This is a genomic window from Bradyrhizobium ganzhouense (genome assembly GCF_049949285.1).
Taxonomy (GTDB): Bacteria; Pseudomonadota; Alphaproteobacteria; order Rhizobiales; family Xanthobacteraceae; genus Bradyrhizobium; species Bradyrhizobium ganzhouense.
Genome location: NZ_CP181318.1, coordinates 1,643,233 through 1,659,422 on the forward strand (window position 1 = coordinate 1,643,233; position 16,190 = coordinate 1,659,422).

General features: G+C 57.9%; 9 protein-coding genes and 3 pseudogenes. 7 read left to right on the forward strand and 5 right to left on the reverse strand.

The features are described from left to right. Nucleotides 1–943: 943 nt before the first annotated feature. The gene (locus ACLFLU_RS07750) at nt 944–1,222 is read left to right on the forward strand and encodes a hypothetical protein (RefSeq protein ID WP_426411685.1); all 279 of its coding nucleotides are present in this window, start codon (nt 944–946) and stop codon (nt 1,220–1,222) included. A gap of 74 nt (nt 1,223–1,296) precedes the next feature. Here the strand turns inward: ACLFLU_RS07750 and ACLFLU_RS07755 are convergent, their stop codons facing one another. After that, on the reverse strand, nt 1,297–1,485 hold the full coding sequence (locus tag ACLFLU_RS07755) for a hypothetical protein (protein ID WP_426414237.1): 189 nt from the start codon (nt 1,483–1,485) through the stop codon (nt 1,297–1,299). Here ACLFLU_RS07755 and ACLFLU_RS07760 point away from each other — a divergent pair. After that, a pseudogene (locus ACLFLU_RS07760) lies at nt 1,475–1,828 on the forward strand (polysaccharide deacetylase family protein); the annotation flags it as partial. The gene ACLFLU_RS07755 and the pseudogene ACLFLU_RS07760 overlap by 11 nt on opposite strands. 534 nt (nt 1,829–2,362) lie before the next feature. Here the strand turns inward: ACLFLU_RS07760 and ACLFLU_RS07765 are convergent. Then, complete coding sequence (locus ACLFLU_RS07765) at nt 2,363–3,829, reverse strand: PLP-dependent aminotransferase family protein (RefSeq protein WP_426411686.1); 1,467 nt, start codon at nt 3,827–3,829, stop codon at nt 2,363–2,365. 102 nt (nt 3,830–3,931) lie between these two features. Here ACLFLU_RS07765 and ACLFLU_RS07770 point away from each other — a divergent pair, with 102 nt between their 5' ends. Beyond that, nucleotides 3,932–4,558, forward strand: coding sequence for an FMN-binding negative transcriptional regulator (locus ACLFLU_RS07770; protein ID WP_426411687.1), 627 nt, complete (start codon nt 3,932–3,934; stop codon nt 4,556–4,558). Between the two features lie 29 nt (nt 4,559–4,587). Continuing rightward, nucleotides 4,588–5,214: pseudogene (locus ACLFLU_RS07775) on the forward strand (LysE family translocator). A gap of 1,355 nt (nt 5,215–6,569) precedes the next feature. Here ACLFLU_RS07775 and cysN read toward each other — a convergent pair. Beyond that, nucleotides 6,570–8,474 (reverse strand): sulfate adenylyltransferase subunit CysN, encoded by a 1,905-nt coding sequence (gene cysN, locus ACLFLU_RS07780; RefSeq protein WP_426411688.1) that lies wholly within the window; start codon nt 8,472–8,474, stop codon nt 6,570–6,572. Further along, a complete protein-coding gene (gene cysD, locus ACLFLU_RS07785; RefSeq protein ID WP_426413929.1) occupies nt 8,475–9,410 on the reverse strand; it encodes a sulfate adenylyltransferase subunit CysD in 936 nt (311 codons plus the stop codon). Nucleotides 9,411–11,547: 2,137 nt separating this feature from the next. Here cysD and ACLFLU_RS07790 point away from each other — a divergent pair. Next, the gene (locus tag ACLFLU_RS07790; RefSeq protein ID WP_426411689.1) at nt 11,548–12,750 is read left to right on the forward strand and encodes a methyl-accepting chemotaxis protein; all 1,203 of its coding nucleotides are present in this window, start codon (nt 11,548–11,550) and stop codon (nt 12,748–12,750) included. Between the two features lie 840 nt (nt 12,751–13,590). Here ACLFLU_RS07790 and ACLFLU_RS07795 read toward each other — a convergent pair. Beyond that, the gene (locus tag ACLFLU_RS07795; RefSeq protein WP_426411690.1) at nt 13,591–14,286 is read right to left on the reverse strand and encodes a response regulator; all 696 of its coding nucleotides are present in this window, start codon (nt 14,284–14,286) and stop codon (nt 13,591–13,593) included. A 1,208-nt stretch (nt 14,287–15,494) separates the two neighbouring features. Here ACLFLU_RS07795 and ACLFLU_RS07800 point away from each other — a divergent pair. Next, nucleotides 15,495–15,689 (forward strand): 4Fe-4S binding protein, encoded by a 195-nt coding sequence (locus ACLFLU_RS07800; RefSeq protein WP_426411691.1) that lies wholly within the window; start codon nt 15,495–15,497, stop codon nt 15,687–15,689. 203 nt (nt 15,690–15,892) lie between these two features. After that, nucleotides 15,893–16,118: pseudogene (locus ACLFLU_RS07805) on the forward strand (Fe-S cluster assembly protein SufB); the annotation flags it as partial. Between the last annotated feature and the right edge of the window lie 72 nt (nt 16,119–16,190).

Here is a 16,190-nt window from a genome sequence, read left to right on the forward strand (position 1 = left end):
ATGGACCACCAGCGCAATTGCAAAGGTCACAAGGAGAATGATGAGTCCACGCATGGCAAAGAGCTTACTCCGCTAGCAGTATCGGATTTATGAAACACCTCGCACTCTGGAGCGTTTGAGAGTCGGCGTGCAAAACACGGCGACCTCCAAATCAGGCGAGCATGTTGGGCCGCAGAGACAGCCCGGATTAGGCTCGTCCTTCCGGGTCCTCAACGCCCTGTTCGTTGCAAAACGGCGCGCGGTCAACTGAGCGCGCTGGAAAAAAGCATGTCTTTCTGACAACAGCAGAAATAGTGCACGCGATTCGAATAATCATTTATGCGTTCGTCGATCAAACCGCGAAGGCAGCAATGGGGCTCATGGTCTTCGCCGCAACTGAAAGCGATGTATGCCCAATCACGACTTCGTCTCGGGTAGCCTCCTGGCACTGACCGCGGCCGGCGTTGCGCTGCTCTGCTCGAGCCTGCTTGCCTTGGTCTTGATCTAAAGCGAGTGCGTTGGTGGATTGCGTGCCTAGCCCGTGCGGCTTCGGGAGTCTTTTAATCTGAAGCTGCCGGTGAACCCGGCCGGTCAGATACCAATGACTATGGTTGGAACGGGACAACAAGTTCGTTGGATGTATACGGCTGAGGGAAAATGTTCAGATCGATGTTTGCAGCGTGTTTGTTGACTTGGTCCGTTGGTGCGGCGCAAGCGCAATACCTCGGACGGGTTCTAACCCAAACAACCAAGTGTCTCAGGCTACACCCGCAGCAATCGGACTCCCGCGCGAATCACTGTTAAATTGCAACCGAGTCGGGGGCGCTCCGCCAAGAGCCACCCCCGATCCTGCCAAAATTTCAGCTTAGGGGCTGATGGCACGCTTTGGTCGGTAACAAGCAGGACTATAACTCCTGACTCGCCCATAACGTCAAGTCGGCCCCACATTTAGAAAGGGGCCAGAATGGCCATCCACGTCGTCGGATATGATCTCCACCCTAAACAGGGTGAAACTTACAGCGAACTTATCGACGCTATCAAAAAGGTCGGTTCGGATTGGTGGCACTGTTTGGATTCCACTTGGCTTGTAGTCTCCACGAAGAACTCGGTTCAGATACGCGACGAACTTTGGCGACACATGAAAGCCGACGATCAATTGCTTGTTGTTAAATATGAGCCCCACGATTCAGCATGGGTAGGGTTTACCGGAAATTGCGGCGATTGGCTCAAGCGGAATATGTAGCAGTCACGAACATCCGTATTGCTCTCGGATTTTGATTGGAACGCCGAGCGTTATGAATCATGTTCAACCATCAATTAGGAATCCCGGCTCTTGCCGGGCTTCTGTTTCTTCTTCGCGGCCTTCTTCACCTTCGGCTTTGCCTTCAATGGCTCATGAGGCGTTTTCAGCGCGCCACGTAGCGCAGACTCGAAACGCTCTTGGGCTTCTTTCTCGAATTCGTCGTCAGTTTTGTGTTTGCCATGGAGCCTGCCTATTGCGCTCAACGGCGCCTCGTATAAAATGCCCTCAACGCCGTTTTTCGCTTTTCCCTATTTCGATTCGACGCCTGCGACGCTCGATCTTCTGCAGTCACGTGGCATCTTCGTCTTTGGCGCCGATCTTTGGGCGGCCGACCGGGAAAATATGACTCCGGAGCAGGAATTGAAGAAGGTGATCGAGCAACTCGAGATCACCAAAGAGGTAATCATTCTGCTGCACGATCCGCAGGCGTGGACGGTAGCTATGATGCCCGCGTTTCTGCGCTACCTGCACGACCAAGACTAGCAGGTCGTACACTTGGTGCCCGCTGCTGCCCCGGCCCAGACGCAGGCCGACGGAGCTCATTGATGCGAAGAGGTTTTGAGTTCCGCTTCGGAACCTCGGATCACGTAGAGTGCGGGCGGCGACCGCGCGAAAAAGGTGATCTCTTCGCATTAACCGCCCTCGAAATCACCATCGCTCCGCGACAATCGCCAGTCGCACAGACCAGACGCCGTTCTCAATTAGGACACTCGCAAGTTAAATTGGGACAGAGCCATTGCCTAGCTGAGCATTTTCCGACGCTTTGATGCAACGACCAGAAAGAGGCGGCCAAGCTTTCCTCTGGGCTGCTTCGGGCGGCCGAGCCCTCGGGAAACAACAACGCCGCTCGCTTGAAATGAGTGCGAGCGGCGTCGCTCCAGCCCCGGGAGGATGATGCAAAATCCCGGTAGCCGCTAAACTAGCATAACCTGTGCCAAAATACACGTTCCAAGGCGGGACGCGCGCGGCGGCAGATGACAACGCAGTATAACAATCCGCGACCATAACCCGCGCTGCGCCCCCAGTTGTCCTCGCGTGACAGGGAACGTTTGGAGCGGCATGGGGCCTGATGCGGAAGTGCTATTGTGCTCTCAGTGCACTGGCTAGGCTTGCAACACCGTGCCGGATCTCTCTTGCTTCAAGTGCGGCATAGCCGAAAACAAACCCAGCTCGCCGTTTCGCGCTTCCTCGCCCATTCTCGTATAGTCCGGAAACAGGATAAATGCCGACGCCTCTGTGCCGAGCGCTTCGTGCGATTGCGTCCTCCTGCGCCGCATCGAGTTTCTTGAACCAGGCCACCACATGGAGCCCGGCCTCGGAACCCTGCACTTCGATAGCGTCACCAAAATGTTCAGCGAATGCTTCAAGCAAGGCAGAGCGGCGCTGCGCGTTTTTTCGCCGCAGCTTTCTCACGTGCCGCTCGTAGGCGCCCGAGTATAGGAAGTTGGCCAGCGCCGCTTGCTCAACACTCGGCGAGTGCCGATCGGTAAGGCGCTTGGCCGTGCGGAAAGCGTGGATGAGCTCCGGCGGAACCACGACATATCCTAAACGCAGCAAGGGCGAGAGCGTCTTTGAGAGCGTTCCGAGATAGATGACGTGAGCCCCATCAGCGAAGACATGCAAGGGCTGAATGCGACCAATATCGTATCGGTACTCGCCGTCGTAGTCGTCGTCGATGACATAAGCTCCCTGCCTGTCGGCCCACTGCAGCAGTTGAGCACGACGCTGTGCTGAGAGAACGTGACCCAACGGATAGTGATGCGAAGGCGTCACATAGCAAAGCCGAGCTTTTTCGACATCTTTAAGGGCTTGTGTCTGCAATCCTTCTTCATCGACCGGGACGAATTGAGGCGCAGCCCCCGCACTCTCAAAAACATGCCGGGCGGCCCAATAGCATGGCGTCTCGATCACGAAGCGATCGCCGGGATCGAGCAATACCCGCGAGCACAGATCGAGACCCTGCTGTGATCCGTTGACAATGATGATCTGGTCGACGCCGCAGCGCAGGCTGCGCGCAGGCCACAGATAAGCTTGCAGCGCTGTTCGCAGCTCCATTGATCCCTGCGGGTCCTGATCGCGCAGACTGCGCGGACCAGGCGTCGTCAGGACTTTCGTCAGAGCGCGCCGCCAGGCCAGGCTCGGGAAATCGGCAGTTGCGACATCGCCGTAGCGAAAGTCGATCCGCAGGGGCTCGGTCGCGATCGGCGGGCCGGACAATTCGAAGAGCCGTCGCCCGAACGCCGATAGACGAGCGGTTCTTTGCGCCTGCTTGCCGCCTGCCCGTGACAGGCTCCCTGATCGAAGCGCAGGCGCGACGCAGGCCCGGCGACCCTGCCGCGTCTCGATGAAGCCTTCCGCGAGAAGCTGGTCGTAGGCGGCCGTAATCGTGGTTCGAGAGGCTCCAAATTCGGCCGCAAGGGCGCGGGTCGAAGGAAGCTGGTCGCGCGGTCTGTAGACGCCATCCTCGATCTGCGCCTTCAATGCTTCATAAACTTGCCGCGCCCCAGTTGGCTTATGGCACCGCTTTCCTGTCTCGGACTGGCCCACCAATATCGCTCCAAACTGGCCCTTCAAAGCGGCCCGTGTGCGGCCTAGATCATCAGGCATCAAGATCCGATCGACGTGTTCGGATGCGGGGGAGTTCTAGCAATGTATGTGCCGCCAGCCTTTCGCGTCGAGGACATCGCCGAGATTCATCGGACCATGCGTGAGGCCCGCTCGGCGACCCTTGTCACTGCAACCGAAGAGGGGCTGATCGGAACGCCGGTTCCGATGCTTCTCGACGAGACGGAGGGTGCGAATGGCACGCTTTACGCGCACGTGGCAAGGTCTAATTCACAGTGGAAGCTGCAGCCTTCCTGTGAGGCGATGGCCATCTTTGCGGGGCCTGAAGCCTATGTCACTCCGTCCTGGTACGTGACGAAGCAGGAGACGCACAAGGTTGTGCCGACGTGGAACTATGTTGCGATACATGCCTACGGCGCGATTGAGTTTTTCGACGATGCGGACCGGCTACTCGACCTCGTGAGACGACTGACGGACCGGCACGAGCAATCGCAAAAGGACCGCTGGGCAGTCGCGGACGCTCCGGCTGATTTCATCCAAGCGCAACTCAAGGCGATCGTCGGCCTACGCATGCCGATCACAAGGTGCGACGCCAAGCGAAAGATGAGTCAGAACCGCAATGCAGCCGATCGCGCCGGCGTCATCGATGGATTGTCGAGGAGCGATCGCCCTGAAGACCATATTGTGGCCGCTCTGATACCCAGAGGATGACGCTGGACCCTGCCGGGATGAGGTGAATGATGGTCGATTTTCAGGCGTTCCTGCTGTTCTTGGGAGCTGCGCTCCTGGTGGCGATCACACCAGGACCCGGGATATTCTACGTTGCGGCACGAACGTTCGCAGGCGGCCGTCAGCATGGTCTGGCATCGAGCTTTGGTACCGGTGTTGGCGGTCTTGTGCATGTTATTGCCGGGGCGGTCGGGATCTCTGGGCTCGTGATGGCGAGTGCGGAAGCCTTCACTATGCTCAAGCTCGCCGGAGCCTTCCATCTGACCTGACTTGGCTTCAAGACATGGAACGAAGCCGAGATCGTCGACCCGATCGGGGTGGAGATAGCCGGTGTCGGACGGGCATTTCAGCAAGGCATTATTGTCGAGGCGCTGAATCCGAAGACGGCTGCATTTTTTCTCGCCTTCATCCCGCAATTTATCGACCCAACCGCCGATGTCGCCCAGCAGTTCGTCATCCTTGGGACCATTTCAGTTGCGCTCAACACTGCTGCCGATGTGGTCGTGACCCATTGGGCCGCCAAAGCAAGAGCAGGCCTGGCGAAGCGACCGTCGACCCTCGCCAAAATGCGACAGGTATCTGGTGCAGCGATGTGCACGCTGGGAGCTTCATTCCTTATTGCGCGGCGGGCTGGTTGATCACCGGGCATCCATTCTGCCGCTACCGCCTGTCTCCGACGTTGCGGCACAATCTTTCGGCTTACTGCTCAGGAAAGACGACGCAGGACCACAGCGTGCATACGTCGCTCGCCTCGGGTCGCGCTAGTCTGGCGAGAGTGGATGTGCGGCATGTGGGTGGTCGGTTCGCTCCGTTGCCGTAACGGCCGGTCGCCACCCTTCACATCCCGAACAGCTCGGACATGAGTCATGAATCAGCCGAACGGCAAGCCGCGTCAGCGTTTTTGGATTTGTTTCGCCGCCCGCGGCTAGATTTAAAATCTTTTCGGCAAGGCATGCTTTTAAGGAAGACGTCCGCGCCGGTTCCGGCATCATTTGGACAGCATTGTCCAGGACGCGTCTCAACACGGCACGCAGGTGAGCATCTGAATTCGCAGCTGTCATGGAGGTAATCCAACGGATAAAATCTGTGCGGGTTGGCCTCGGCTCTCAGCCAGTGGTCCTGAGAAGATCCGTCGAAGCCCACCGTTCGATAGTCCCGTGTCGTCTAGTGATTGGTGCAGTCGGCTTGGTTGCCGTCACACCCGACACATACAAGAAACATGTTTAGCGGAGGTGACACTGAAGCTTGGAATGCGAATTCTTTGTTGGGTCTGCTTTGTCCAGAACGAAGCCGAGAGGGAGTGGGGTAACGACCGACCGAATCCCAGCAGATCGTGCCGCCTGCAGCACTGTTCAAGAGCACGTGGTCGACGTGATCAATGAATCTCCCCGCGGCGACATTTTTCTGCATAAATTATCCGAACCGGCCGAGTAACGTCGAATGCAAGCAGCTCGTTTGGGTAGGGGCAGCGGACGCTTGTTCGGCAGCAGAGCCGTTCCCCAACAACTGCTCAGAACCTTGTCGCACTGGCGCAGCAAAGGCCAGGGCGTACCTATCCCACGTGGCGCGATGCGGCGAGCCGGGCTGGCAGGCCGCGCGTTTGATCGACAGCGCCGTCTGAACCGGAGATACGAATCTTGTGGGTAAAGCTAACGCCGGAGACGAGCTCTACCACACCACAAAGGCGTCCTTCACAAGCGTGAACGTAGTCAGCTGTTCGTCGGTGCCCCGACTGACCCAGGAACGCGTGACATTACCCACAGAGGCCGAACCAAGCGCGCCGCGTTCGACCGAGCCTTTCATGATTGAGAACGTCGGGCCAGTCTAGACCGATCCAAGCTCGCTGCGATGTAAGGCCCGCAAAACGGGACGTCGCCGGATGGTGCAGGAGTTTGGCATCATGTGACGGCATGGTATTTGGTCCGATCAGCCAGATCAGGTTGGAGGTGAGAAATGTCAGTCCCTGGGCAAACAGCTCTGACAGCCGAGCCGGCTAGTTCTCAGTCCGGTTGGCCGGCACGATGATCCCTCGTGTGGCCAGGCAGCTTAGCACCGTATCGGCCAAGCGCTCCGGCTGCTGGTTCAGTGTTGTCAAATGGATCTCCGGCGCGCTCGGCGCCTCGTACGGCGCATCGATGCCGGTAAAATTCTTGATCGTGCCTGATTTCGCCTTGGCGTAGAGACCCTTCGGATCGCGCCGCACGCATTCGCCGATCGGCGTGTCCACAAAGACCTCGATGAATTCGCCGTCGTCCACGAGATCGCGAACCATGTCTCGCTCGGCCTTGTAGGGTGAGATGAACGAGCAGATCACGAGCAAGCCGCTATCGACCATCAGTTTGGCAACCTCCCCGGCGCGGCGGATGTTTTCAACTCGATCGGAGTCGGTGAAGCCGAGATCTCGATTAAGACCGTGCCTGAGATTGTCGCCGTCCAAGAGCATGGTGTGATACGACATCGCAAATAGCTTCTGGTCGACGAGGTTGGCGATGGTCGATTTGCCCGCGCCGGAAAACCCGGTAAACCAGATCATGCAGGGTCTTTGGTGCTTGAGAGCGGCGCGCTCCTTCTTGCCGAGTGAGAGCGGCTGCCAGGCTATGTTGGCGGCACGCCGCAAGGGGAAGGCAATCATGCCAGCGCCGACGGTCCGGTTGGTGTCGCGGTCGATCACGATGAAGGAACCGGTGCGCCGATTCGCTTCATAGGCATCGAAGGCTGCCGGCAGTACGGTTGCAATATTGCAGAAGCCGATTTCATTGAGGCTCAAAGTGCGGGCTGCCACGTGCGCGCCGGTGTTGACGTCGATCCGGTATTTCATCGCGGTGATGCTACCGGACGCAATCGATTGCGTGCCGATCCGAAAGGCATAGGACCGGCCCGGGACCATGGGCTCCTGGTCCATCCAGATCAGGTGGGCGGCAAACTGATCAGCGACCTCCGGTCGTTCCGTCGGCTTAGCGATGATATCTCCGCGGCCGATGTCGATCTCGTCGGTCAGCGTAATGGTCACCGCATCGCCGGCTTCGGCGCGCGCAAGGTCGCCATCGTACGTCACGATCTGCTTGACGCGCGAATTGCGTCCCGATGCCGGAATAACGATTTCATCGCCGACCGCAATGCTGCCGGAGACCACCGTTCCAGCGTAGCCGCGGAAATCCAAATTCGGCCGGTTCACCCATTGTACCGGGAAACGGAAGGGCAAGCCGGCCGTCTCGGACTGGATGTCGATATTTTCGAGATAGTACAACAGGCAAGGGCCGTGAAACCAGTCGGTATTGCGGGACAGGCGGATGATGTTGTCGCCGTATCGTGCGGAGATCGGGATAGCCGCGATCGACGTGAAGCCGAGGTTCGAAGCGAAATCGACATAGTCGTCCACGATGCGATCAAACACTTCCTTGCGGTAATCGACCAGATCCATCTTGTTCAGGGCCACGACCACGTGCCGGATGCCCAGGAGCGAGCAAATGTAGGAGTGGCGCTTGGTCTGCACCAGGACGCCTTTGCGCGCATCGATCAGGATGACCGCGAGCTGGGCGTTGGAGGCGCCGGTCGCCATGTTACGCGTATACTGTTCGTGACCGGGCGTATCGGCCACCATGAACGATCGGCGCGGCGTGGTGAAGAAGCGATAGGCGACATCGATGGTGATGCCCTGTTCGCGTTCGGCCTCGAGCCCATCGACCAGCAGGGCAAAGTCGATATCATCTCCGGTTGTGCCGTGCTTGACGCTGTCGCGCGCAAGCGCCTGCAGCTGATCCTCATAGATCGCCTTGCTGTCGTGCAGAAACCGGCCGATTAGCGTCGACTTTCCATCGTCCACCGAGCCGCAGGTGATGAAGCGAAGCTGATCCTTGCTGTCGGCGAGGGTGAGCTCTCGCAGCGCATCAGTATCCATTCAGAAGTAGCCTTCCCGCTTCTTTTTCTCCATCGATGCCACTTCATCGGTATCGATCAGCCGTCCCTGACGCTCGGAGAGCGTCGCAACCTGCATTTCCGCGACGATGTCCTTGATGGTGGCGGCGTCAGACTCGATGGCGCCGCTCAGCGGATAGCAACCAAGCGTGCGGAAACGCATCATCTTGAGCTCGGGCGTCTCGTCAGGAGCCAAGGGCAGGCGCTCATCATCCACCATGATCAGCGTGCCATTGCGATGGACCACCCACCGCTGTTTCGCGAAATAAAGCGGAACGACCGGAATGTTCTCCAGCATGATGTATTCCCAAACGTCGAGTTCCGTCCAATTCGAAATGGCGAACACGCGCATTGTCTCGCCTTTCCGGCTGCGAGTGTTGAAGAGATTCCACAGCTCCGGCCTCTGGTTGCGCGGGTCCCAGACATGTCCCTGCGAACGGAAGGAGAAGATGCGCTCCTTCGCCCGGCTTTTTTCCTCATCGCGCCGGGCGCCCCCGAACGCCGCGTCAAAGCCGTAAAGGTCGAGCGCCTGCTTGAGCGCGTCTGTCTTCATCACCTGCGTGTGCAGCGTCGATCCGGAATCTATCGGGTTAATGCCGCGCTCGATCCCGTCCTGGTTCACATGAACGATCAGGTTGATGCCGAGACGCTGGGCCGTCTCGTCGCGAAAGCTGATCATCTCGCGAAACTTCCAGGTCGTGTCGACATGCAACAGCGGAAACGGAACCTTCGCCGGATAGAACGCCTTCTGCGCCAGGTGCAGCATGACGCTCGAATCCTTGCCGATCGAATAGAGCATTACGGGCTTACTAAATTCGGCAACGACTTCGCGCATGATCTCGATGGACTCGGCCTCCAGCCGCCGCAGATGCCGCGGCAGCGTGTGCGTCCGTGGTTTAGTAATACTTTGTGCGTTCATTCTGAACATCTGCGGTTCCCCGCGCGGCAAGTCGCCGTATCGGTAATCTAACTTGCTCATAGGGCCGCTCTCAGGGTCCATAACGTTGAACAGCAATCACGCCGATTATCCGCGCGAGCTTTCGAAACTCATCCGGATCAAGTGTCTTGCTTACGTGAAGCTTTCGTTTCCGTGCCACGCCGAACGATCGAGAACGGAAAAGTAGAACAGGTGGCATCAGGAACGAAGCATCTGACCTGAGTGCTCGAAGCCATTGGTTATGAGATGAGGAGATCAAGATCAACACCTGAAGCGGTTGTCTCTATTCAAATTCTGGATGTGCTCCATCGACACAATGGATTTTACCAGTCGCACGAAATGGCGGATAACAAACGCTCAGTTGGAGAAATAGACCATCAGGCCGGTTTGCCTCGTATTCATGTGAGCGCCGTCTCAGATAGCGGACGTCGGTTCTTGACGCGCCTGTCATCGCGCAGCTTTTCGACGAACATCATCCGGCGAACGGCATTCATTTGACGTTTTGCAGAAGGCTTCGTGAAGAAATATTGACGCCGCTGTCGACTTGCCTACGCGCAAGTGTTGGGCCGAATTGCTTGAAGCGCATTTTCTGTAGAGCAGTCAGCCGCGACAGCACGTTGTGTTCGTCATGGAGATCAGCCTGCTCGTGGCCAAGGTTAACGGCGAATGCCCTCGCCGTACATGAACCGCCGGTAGTCCTCCCTCTGCCGACGGAAGCTGGTGCGATGTCTTGTAGCATCGCTCCTCCCAGACTAAACTTCGCCCGGCCCCAAAAGGGTCGGGCCCTTTTTAGTGCGGCCGGAGCCATCTAGCCCTCAGTGGGGCAGGGCTCGCAAGCGAGCTCAACGCCTTTCGGCGTGCCCTTGGGGCGCATCTGTCCATTCAAGCCAAGACCAGACTATCTATGGCTGGAATCGTATAGCGATCCGCCTTTGTATCGATGCCGTGGATACATTTGATCATAACAATCGATTTTACCGATCGACTTAAACGCTGGATACTCATCGCGCCGGTGAATTTCGAACTGAGGCGCCGCAGGTCGTCAAGGTCGATTGCCGATTGATGAGGCAGTCGGGCAGCCCTACGCAATCGGCTGGCCGGCAGGTCTCAATCTTTTAATTCGCGTGCCAGAAGGGTGCATGGGGCAGTCATGAGTATGAGTGGGGACGGGTCTACCGAAGCAGCCAGTCGAGCGCCTGAAACGAGCGTATCGAGCGACGGTGCTTTGTGCGCTACCCCTTCGACTTCTCTCGTTTCACCCGCGCAGACGCGTCAAAGGTTTTTCGTCGTCCCGGTGAGGACAAGGCCAGTTGAACCGCGCGCTGTAGAACGCATCGGGCCTAGTCCTCGTTGCAACTCGCGTGTCCAGGACCTTAAGCGGAGCATCGAGCTCCAAATCGAAGAGCTGGCAAGGCTAATAAATGACGGCAAAAACGGGCAAGAGGCGACCCAACTGCTGAATGAGCTCACAATCGAGCTCATAACCGCAGCGCTCGGTCTATGGGTAAACCGCGACGAGCGACCCGGCGGCGCGATCATAAGTGGTGGAGCTGGGCGAATCATACAGGACTACCGCAGCGTATGCGAACCAGAACAGCTATCGGTTTTGGCGCGAATCTTTGATGATGCAGCTGCCGCACTACCGGAAGAAATGCGAACCCCTGCTAACCGAAGGCAGATCGCCGCACTCATTCTGGGACGTGCAGCCATAGCTGAGTTCGAGCTGGGCTTGCTTGTCAGGTTTGTAGTCGCCGTTGCTTCTGCCGTTTGATCAAATCTTGCTGCGTCCCATGTGGGTTGGATCGAGGTCGGTTTCGTTGTTTAGATATATATAAATGCACACGGCGTTGCCGACAGGACAGTCACGTAAGAGAAGTCTTAATTGAGGTTCGATACGACCACTTACGCCGGATTCAATTGGGGAATTAGAAATATGTGGCTCAGTCGGATATCAAGTCTCGCTCTGGCATTGTCGGTCCCGGCAGCGACGGTTGCGGCTAATGCAGACTACCTATCACTTCACTTCTGGGGCGGGCTCGTTCTTGGCGGATTTATGTTGGTCCTTTCCGTCGTGACGTCGAGGAGAGGTGAGGCGTCCGCAGTGACCTTGGACGAAGCGATGGCGATCAAGGCTTTGGAAACGATCAAGGACGGTATCACGGTCTATGATGCGGACAAGTGCGTGCTCGCCAACGACGCTGCAGCCCACATGCTCGGGTTTTCCAGTGGAGAAGAGTTGAAAGGGTTGAGTATCGCCTCGCTTTCGCTGGATCCTCAACCGAACGGCAAGACTGTTGCGCAGATGTTCGAGCAGACCAATGAGGTTGTGACGCGGTCGGGCCACGTGGCGATCGAATGGTGGCTTCAGCGCAAAGATCAATCCTCCATTCCGGTCAGGATAGGTCTTGTTGTTTCGGAATTCACCGGCCGTCCGGTAGTCGTGTGTGTTTGGCAGGATATCACCGACCTGGTGCGGATGCGTGAAGAGAGGCTGGGTCTTGCGAAGAGATTTGATAGCGATGTGTCGCGGGTCGTCGACATTGTGGCGAGCTCAATGCAGGACATGCAAGCGGTCGCATCGGAAATTACGGCTTCAACGGGCGATGTCTGTCTTCGCACCGAAGCCATGACCGAAATGGTGAAAAAGACCGAAGGAAACTCGACCGCCGTTGCTTCGGCCGCTCAGGAGTTCTCGGCTTCGATTTCGGAAATCAGCCGACAAGTTTCGACGGCCGCGAACATTTCGCAAACTGCGCGCGACAAGACCGGACACGCTGAAGCAACGTTAGGTGAGCTTGTTGCTTCGGTGACGAAGATCAGCAGCGTCGTCCAAATGATCGAGGGCATAGCTTCGCAAACCAATTTGCTGGCGCTCAACGCAACCATCGAGGCAGCGCGAGCCGGCGAAGCGGGGCGAGGCTTTGCAGTGGTGGCTGGGGAAGTGAAGAATCTTGCCGCGCAGGCTGCAAAAGCGACGAGCGAGGTTGATGCTCAAATTCTTGCCATTCAACAAAGGACGGAACTGGCGACTGCGGCGATGAGTGACATCGCCGGCATCATCGAAAAGTTGCAGGAGATATCCAACAGCATATCGGCGGCGATAGAGGAGCAGTCGATCGTGACGAACGACATCTCGCGAAGCATTACCAACATCAGTTCCGATATGCGCGAAGCGTCCCGAGATATTGACCAACTCAACGATGCCTCGCGTGCCTCTGGCTCATCGGCGGGGCAGGCCATTGGGAAGATGAAGAATTTGAGCAGCAATATCGTTTCATTGCAGGGGCAGGTCAGCGACTTCTTGATCAAGATCTCGGCGTAACGTGGCGCGCTCAGTTCAGGTGCAGGTCAAGCAACCAAGTCGCCACGACGTCTGCTGAGTGGGACGTTGGTCGGCCAGGCGGAACTCTATAATCGGATCGATAACCGTTGTCGGTTCATCCGGGCACGGTTCGTAGGCCAGTTCGGATGCTGGTTCGATAGAGTTGCGATCGAGCGGTGCTGTTGTAAACCTCTGTTCCGACGGTAAGCTGGCACTCAGCGAGTGGTACGGAGTTTGATTGTCTAGCTCTGAGGGGCGACCGGTTGGCGACCTTACTTTGCAGGCTGCGATGAACGGATGGCGCGCCATCATGCGGCCGTCCGCATCCACGCCAGTACGTCGGCTTCGCGGTAGTGCCAATCGTTCATGCGGATCTCACTCGCGATCCGGGCTCCCTGGTCATCCGCTTCCAACGCCCTCGCGAGTTCAGTGCGTTCGTCATCCACCGAGACGGTTCCGCGAAGTCGGATGTAGAAAAAGCATCGCCTCGACATGAATCGCCTCCCGCATGGCCGCCGCAGTTCGGACAAATAAGGTGATCTGCTACTGCTGAAACGGAGCCAGGTTTAAGTTTGGGCCCAGTTCGCCAGAGGAGACAGACGATGAGGGGAAAGTTCCGGAAGAGCAGTCCATCTAGGTCTTGATGGAACACGCTGCCGGTCGGCTACGCCAGTCGAGCGTCCCGCTTGATCCGGGCTGCGGCAGTAAGTGAACCTTGCAGAAGGACCGTAAAGGGGGAAGAAGGATTGGGCAGGGGAACACCAGGAGCGCCAAAGGTGATTGACCATCGATCTTCGTGGGAATCATTGTCACAAACGATGAAAGTCTTGCTTTCAAGTTCTACCCATGGCGCGGCGGATGCGCGCCATTTAATTCAAGAGAGTAGCCGATGCTGCGCGCGGACCTGATCCGTAGCGTCGCGGCGGATCGCCTCAAATGTCCGCGCAAGCGATAGATTGCCGCCTCAAGCGCATTGGTCGAGACCTCATGGTCGAATGAATAGATGCTATCCTCCAGTGAGGCGCGCGGCACCGTGCGCCCAGCATGGCTGAGCAGATACTCAAGAACGCACAGTTCACGATGCGCGATGCGGAGCGGCCGTCCGTCCACCCAGGCTTGCCGGGCAATCGGATCGAATTCGACATTCCCAAATACGATGAGCGGGGCCGTCATTTGCTTCGATCGCCGCAGAATGGCTCGCATCCGGGCGATGAGCTCAACAGTAGACAGCGGCTTTGGCAGGAAATCGTCCGCCCCACCGTTGAAGCTTGCAATTCGGAGATCGAGCTCGTTGAGCCCGCTTATCACCATCGCGGGCATCGATCTGCCGTTTCGCCTCAATTGCTTCAGCCAGTCCAAGCCGTCTCCATCCGGTAGAGCCAGTTCGAGAAGAAGAATGTCATAGCATGCGCAATCAAGAGCTGCCGCCGCTTCGTCCAGAGTGCGTGTCACATCGACGGCGAACCCACACTCCACGAGTGCTCCTTGGACAGCCCGGGCAAAGGCGGTTTGATGATCAACCAGTAGCGTTCGCATTTCATCGTCTTTCGCCAATCTACGACGGGATGATTGAGCGGCTCATCGTCGACCGTGAGGCCACGCGGTTCTTGTAAAGCTCTCCCTTTGGAGCACACGCCGGAAGCCGGAACTGACGCAGAACAACAGTCGTCAACGACCAATCTATCCGATCCGTCCATCGGCCTATTGGTACCTTCGGCCGTCCGCTGCGGACGCTCGTGGTGATCTTGGCGTCAGCAGGTAGGGTCCGAATCATTGAAGGGATCGAGGGCCGTGATGATACCCTCGCGCATTTGCCCGCCAACGCTCCCAACGCGACAATATACGTCTTTCGAAAACACATGCCGAACCCTGGCGATCCCCAAAACCGAGTCACGTGCGCTCCCGACGCTGCAGCCTATCGAGAGACCGTGAACATTGGCCGGTGCATCCCGGCATTGGCACCAGTCACGCATGTGGTGCGAGCCAGCGTGGCCTGCATTCACCTCGCATAACGGATACCGGCGTAGCCTCGGATGTGGAACCTGAATTCTGATCGTTCTCCCATCCAGCAGGGGCGAGGCGAAGACGGCCATCCCTGCTCTCCAAGTGGCCGACTTGCTCCCGGCGCAAGGCGGGCGGCGATGGTTCTTCCGCCTGGCGCGTCGGCCATTTCAACAACGTGCCGCCGCGAGGCGCGTGATGAGTTTGCAGCGCAACCTTAAGAGCTTCAGACATTCGCAATTCTTGCTCGCTGTCAGGATGGTTTGGCGCGACCGAGAGAGTCTCGCAGCCCGTGTCGGAAAACCTACAATCTGACGCTACGTACGATTCAAGTCCATCCGCGGGCCCGGGTCAGAAATTTCCCGACATTCGCAGGCCCGCTTAAGCAGCGAGAGCAAGATATTGACCGGCGCAAGGCGTCGAGCGTCGGCAGAATTGGCTTGGAGCGCCCAGATATCGCCTCTCCGTCGGTTATCAGGATAACGGGCTTCGAGGCTGCGCTTCAGCAGGAGCAAATCAAAAAGACAGTCAAGGTGCCTCGTTAGGGGCGGGCCTTTCGAAAGCGTCGGAGCGTGCTGCCATTCGAGATCAAGCCCGTGCCTCGAGTGTCGGGGTTGGGACACACTGCTCGGCCGCATACACCCCGCTAGACCCAAAGGTACGCCAACCATGGCGCGTTGGCATTGGCACGAGCCTTGAAGGGGAGAAGGCGTCCGGCGTCGCATTTTCAGGAGATCACCATTATGGCGTACAAGATAGTCGCGTCCCAGTGCACCGCCTGCGGCGCATGTGACTTTGAGTGCCCCAACGGGGCAGTCAACCTCAAGCGCGACTTATATGTGATCGATCCGAAGACGTGCACCGAATGCGAGGGGCATTTCGGCACGCCGCAATGCGCTGCTGTCTGCCCGGTTCCCAACACGTGTGTCCCGGTTTAGCGGAGCGGCGATGCGCATGGTCGGCACCAGCAGCACGGTCGAGACACAATTGAGCCCTGCGGCCTTCCTTGTTGGCGGCCTGGTTAGAGTGACGGTCCGTTCCGCGTTAGGCCTGATTGAGTCGCTGGCCTATACGGTCGAGGGGGACGCCATAACCGTTGCCGGACGTGGCCGGAATGGTCTCTGCGCGTGCGGAGGCGCCAATGGTAGCCGTACAAGAGACGATCGAGTGCGTGAAGCGCATAGACGTCGACCAGTACCGTAATGGGTTTGAGACCTTGATCGGCTCCGAAAGGCTCCAAAGAGGTTGTCGGAAGATACCGTCAAATTCATCTCGCAGAAGACAGAACGAACCGGCCTGGATGCTCCTGTGGCAGGCTCGAAGCGTGTCGCCGCCGGCTGACCATGATCGCGCCGACCTGGGCGCGCTCCAGCGCGGCCTCACCCAGGAGGAGGCGGACGGCCCCGTCGTCAACGACTTGGTCAAGGACGGCTCCAGCA

Bases quoted from the DNA above. Each gene is read 5' to 3' on its own strand.
- ACLFLU_RS07750 (WP_426411685.1), top strand. From the start codon at position 944: ATGGCCATCCACGTCGTCGGATATGATCTCCACCCTAAACAGGGTGAA.
- ACLFLU_RS07770 (WP_426411687.1), top strand. From the start codon at position 3,932: ATGTATGTGCCGCCAGCCTTTCGCGTCGAGGACATCGCCGAGATTCAT.
- cysN (WP_426411688.1), bottom strand. From the start codon at position 8,474: ATGGATACTGATGCGCTGCGAGAGCTCACCCTCGCCGACAGCAAGGAT.
- cysD (WP_426413929.1), bottom strand. From the start codon at position 9,410: ATGAACGCACAAAGTATTACTAAACCACGGACGCACACGCTGCCGCGG.
- ACLFLU_RS07790 (WP_426411689.1), top strand. From the start codon at position 11,548: ATGGCGATCAAGGCTTTGGAAACGATCAAGGACGGTATCACGGTCTAT.
- ACLFLU_RS07795 (WP_426411690.1), bottom strand. From the start codon at position 14,286: ATGCGAACGCTACTGGTTGATCATCAAACCGCCTTTGCCCGGGCTGTC.
- ACLFLU_RS07800 (WP_426411691.1), top strand. From the start codon at position 15,495: ATGGCGTACAAGATAGTCGCGTCCCAGTGCACCGCCTGCGGCGCATGT.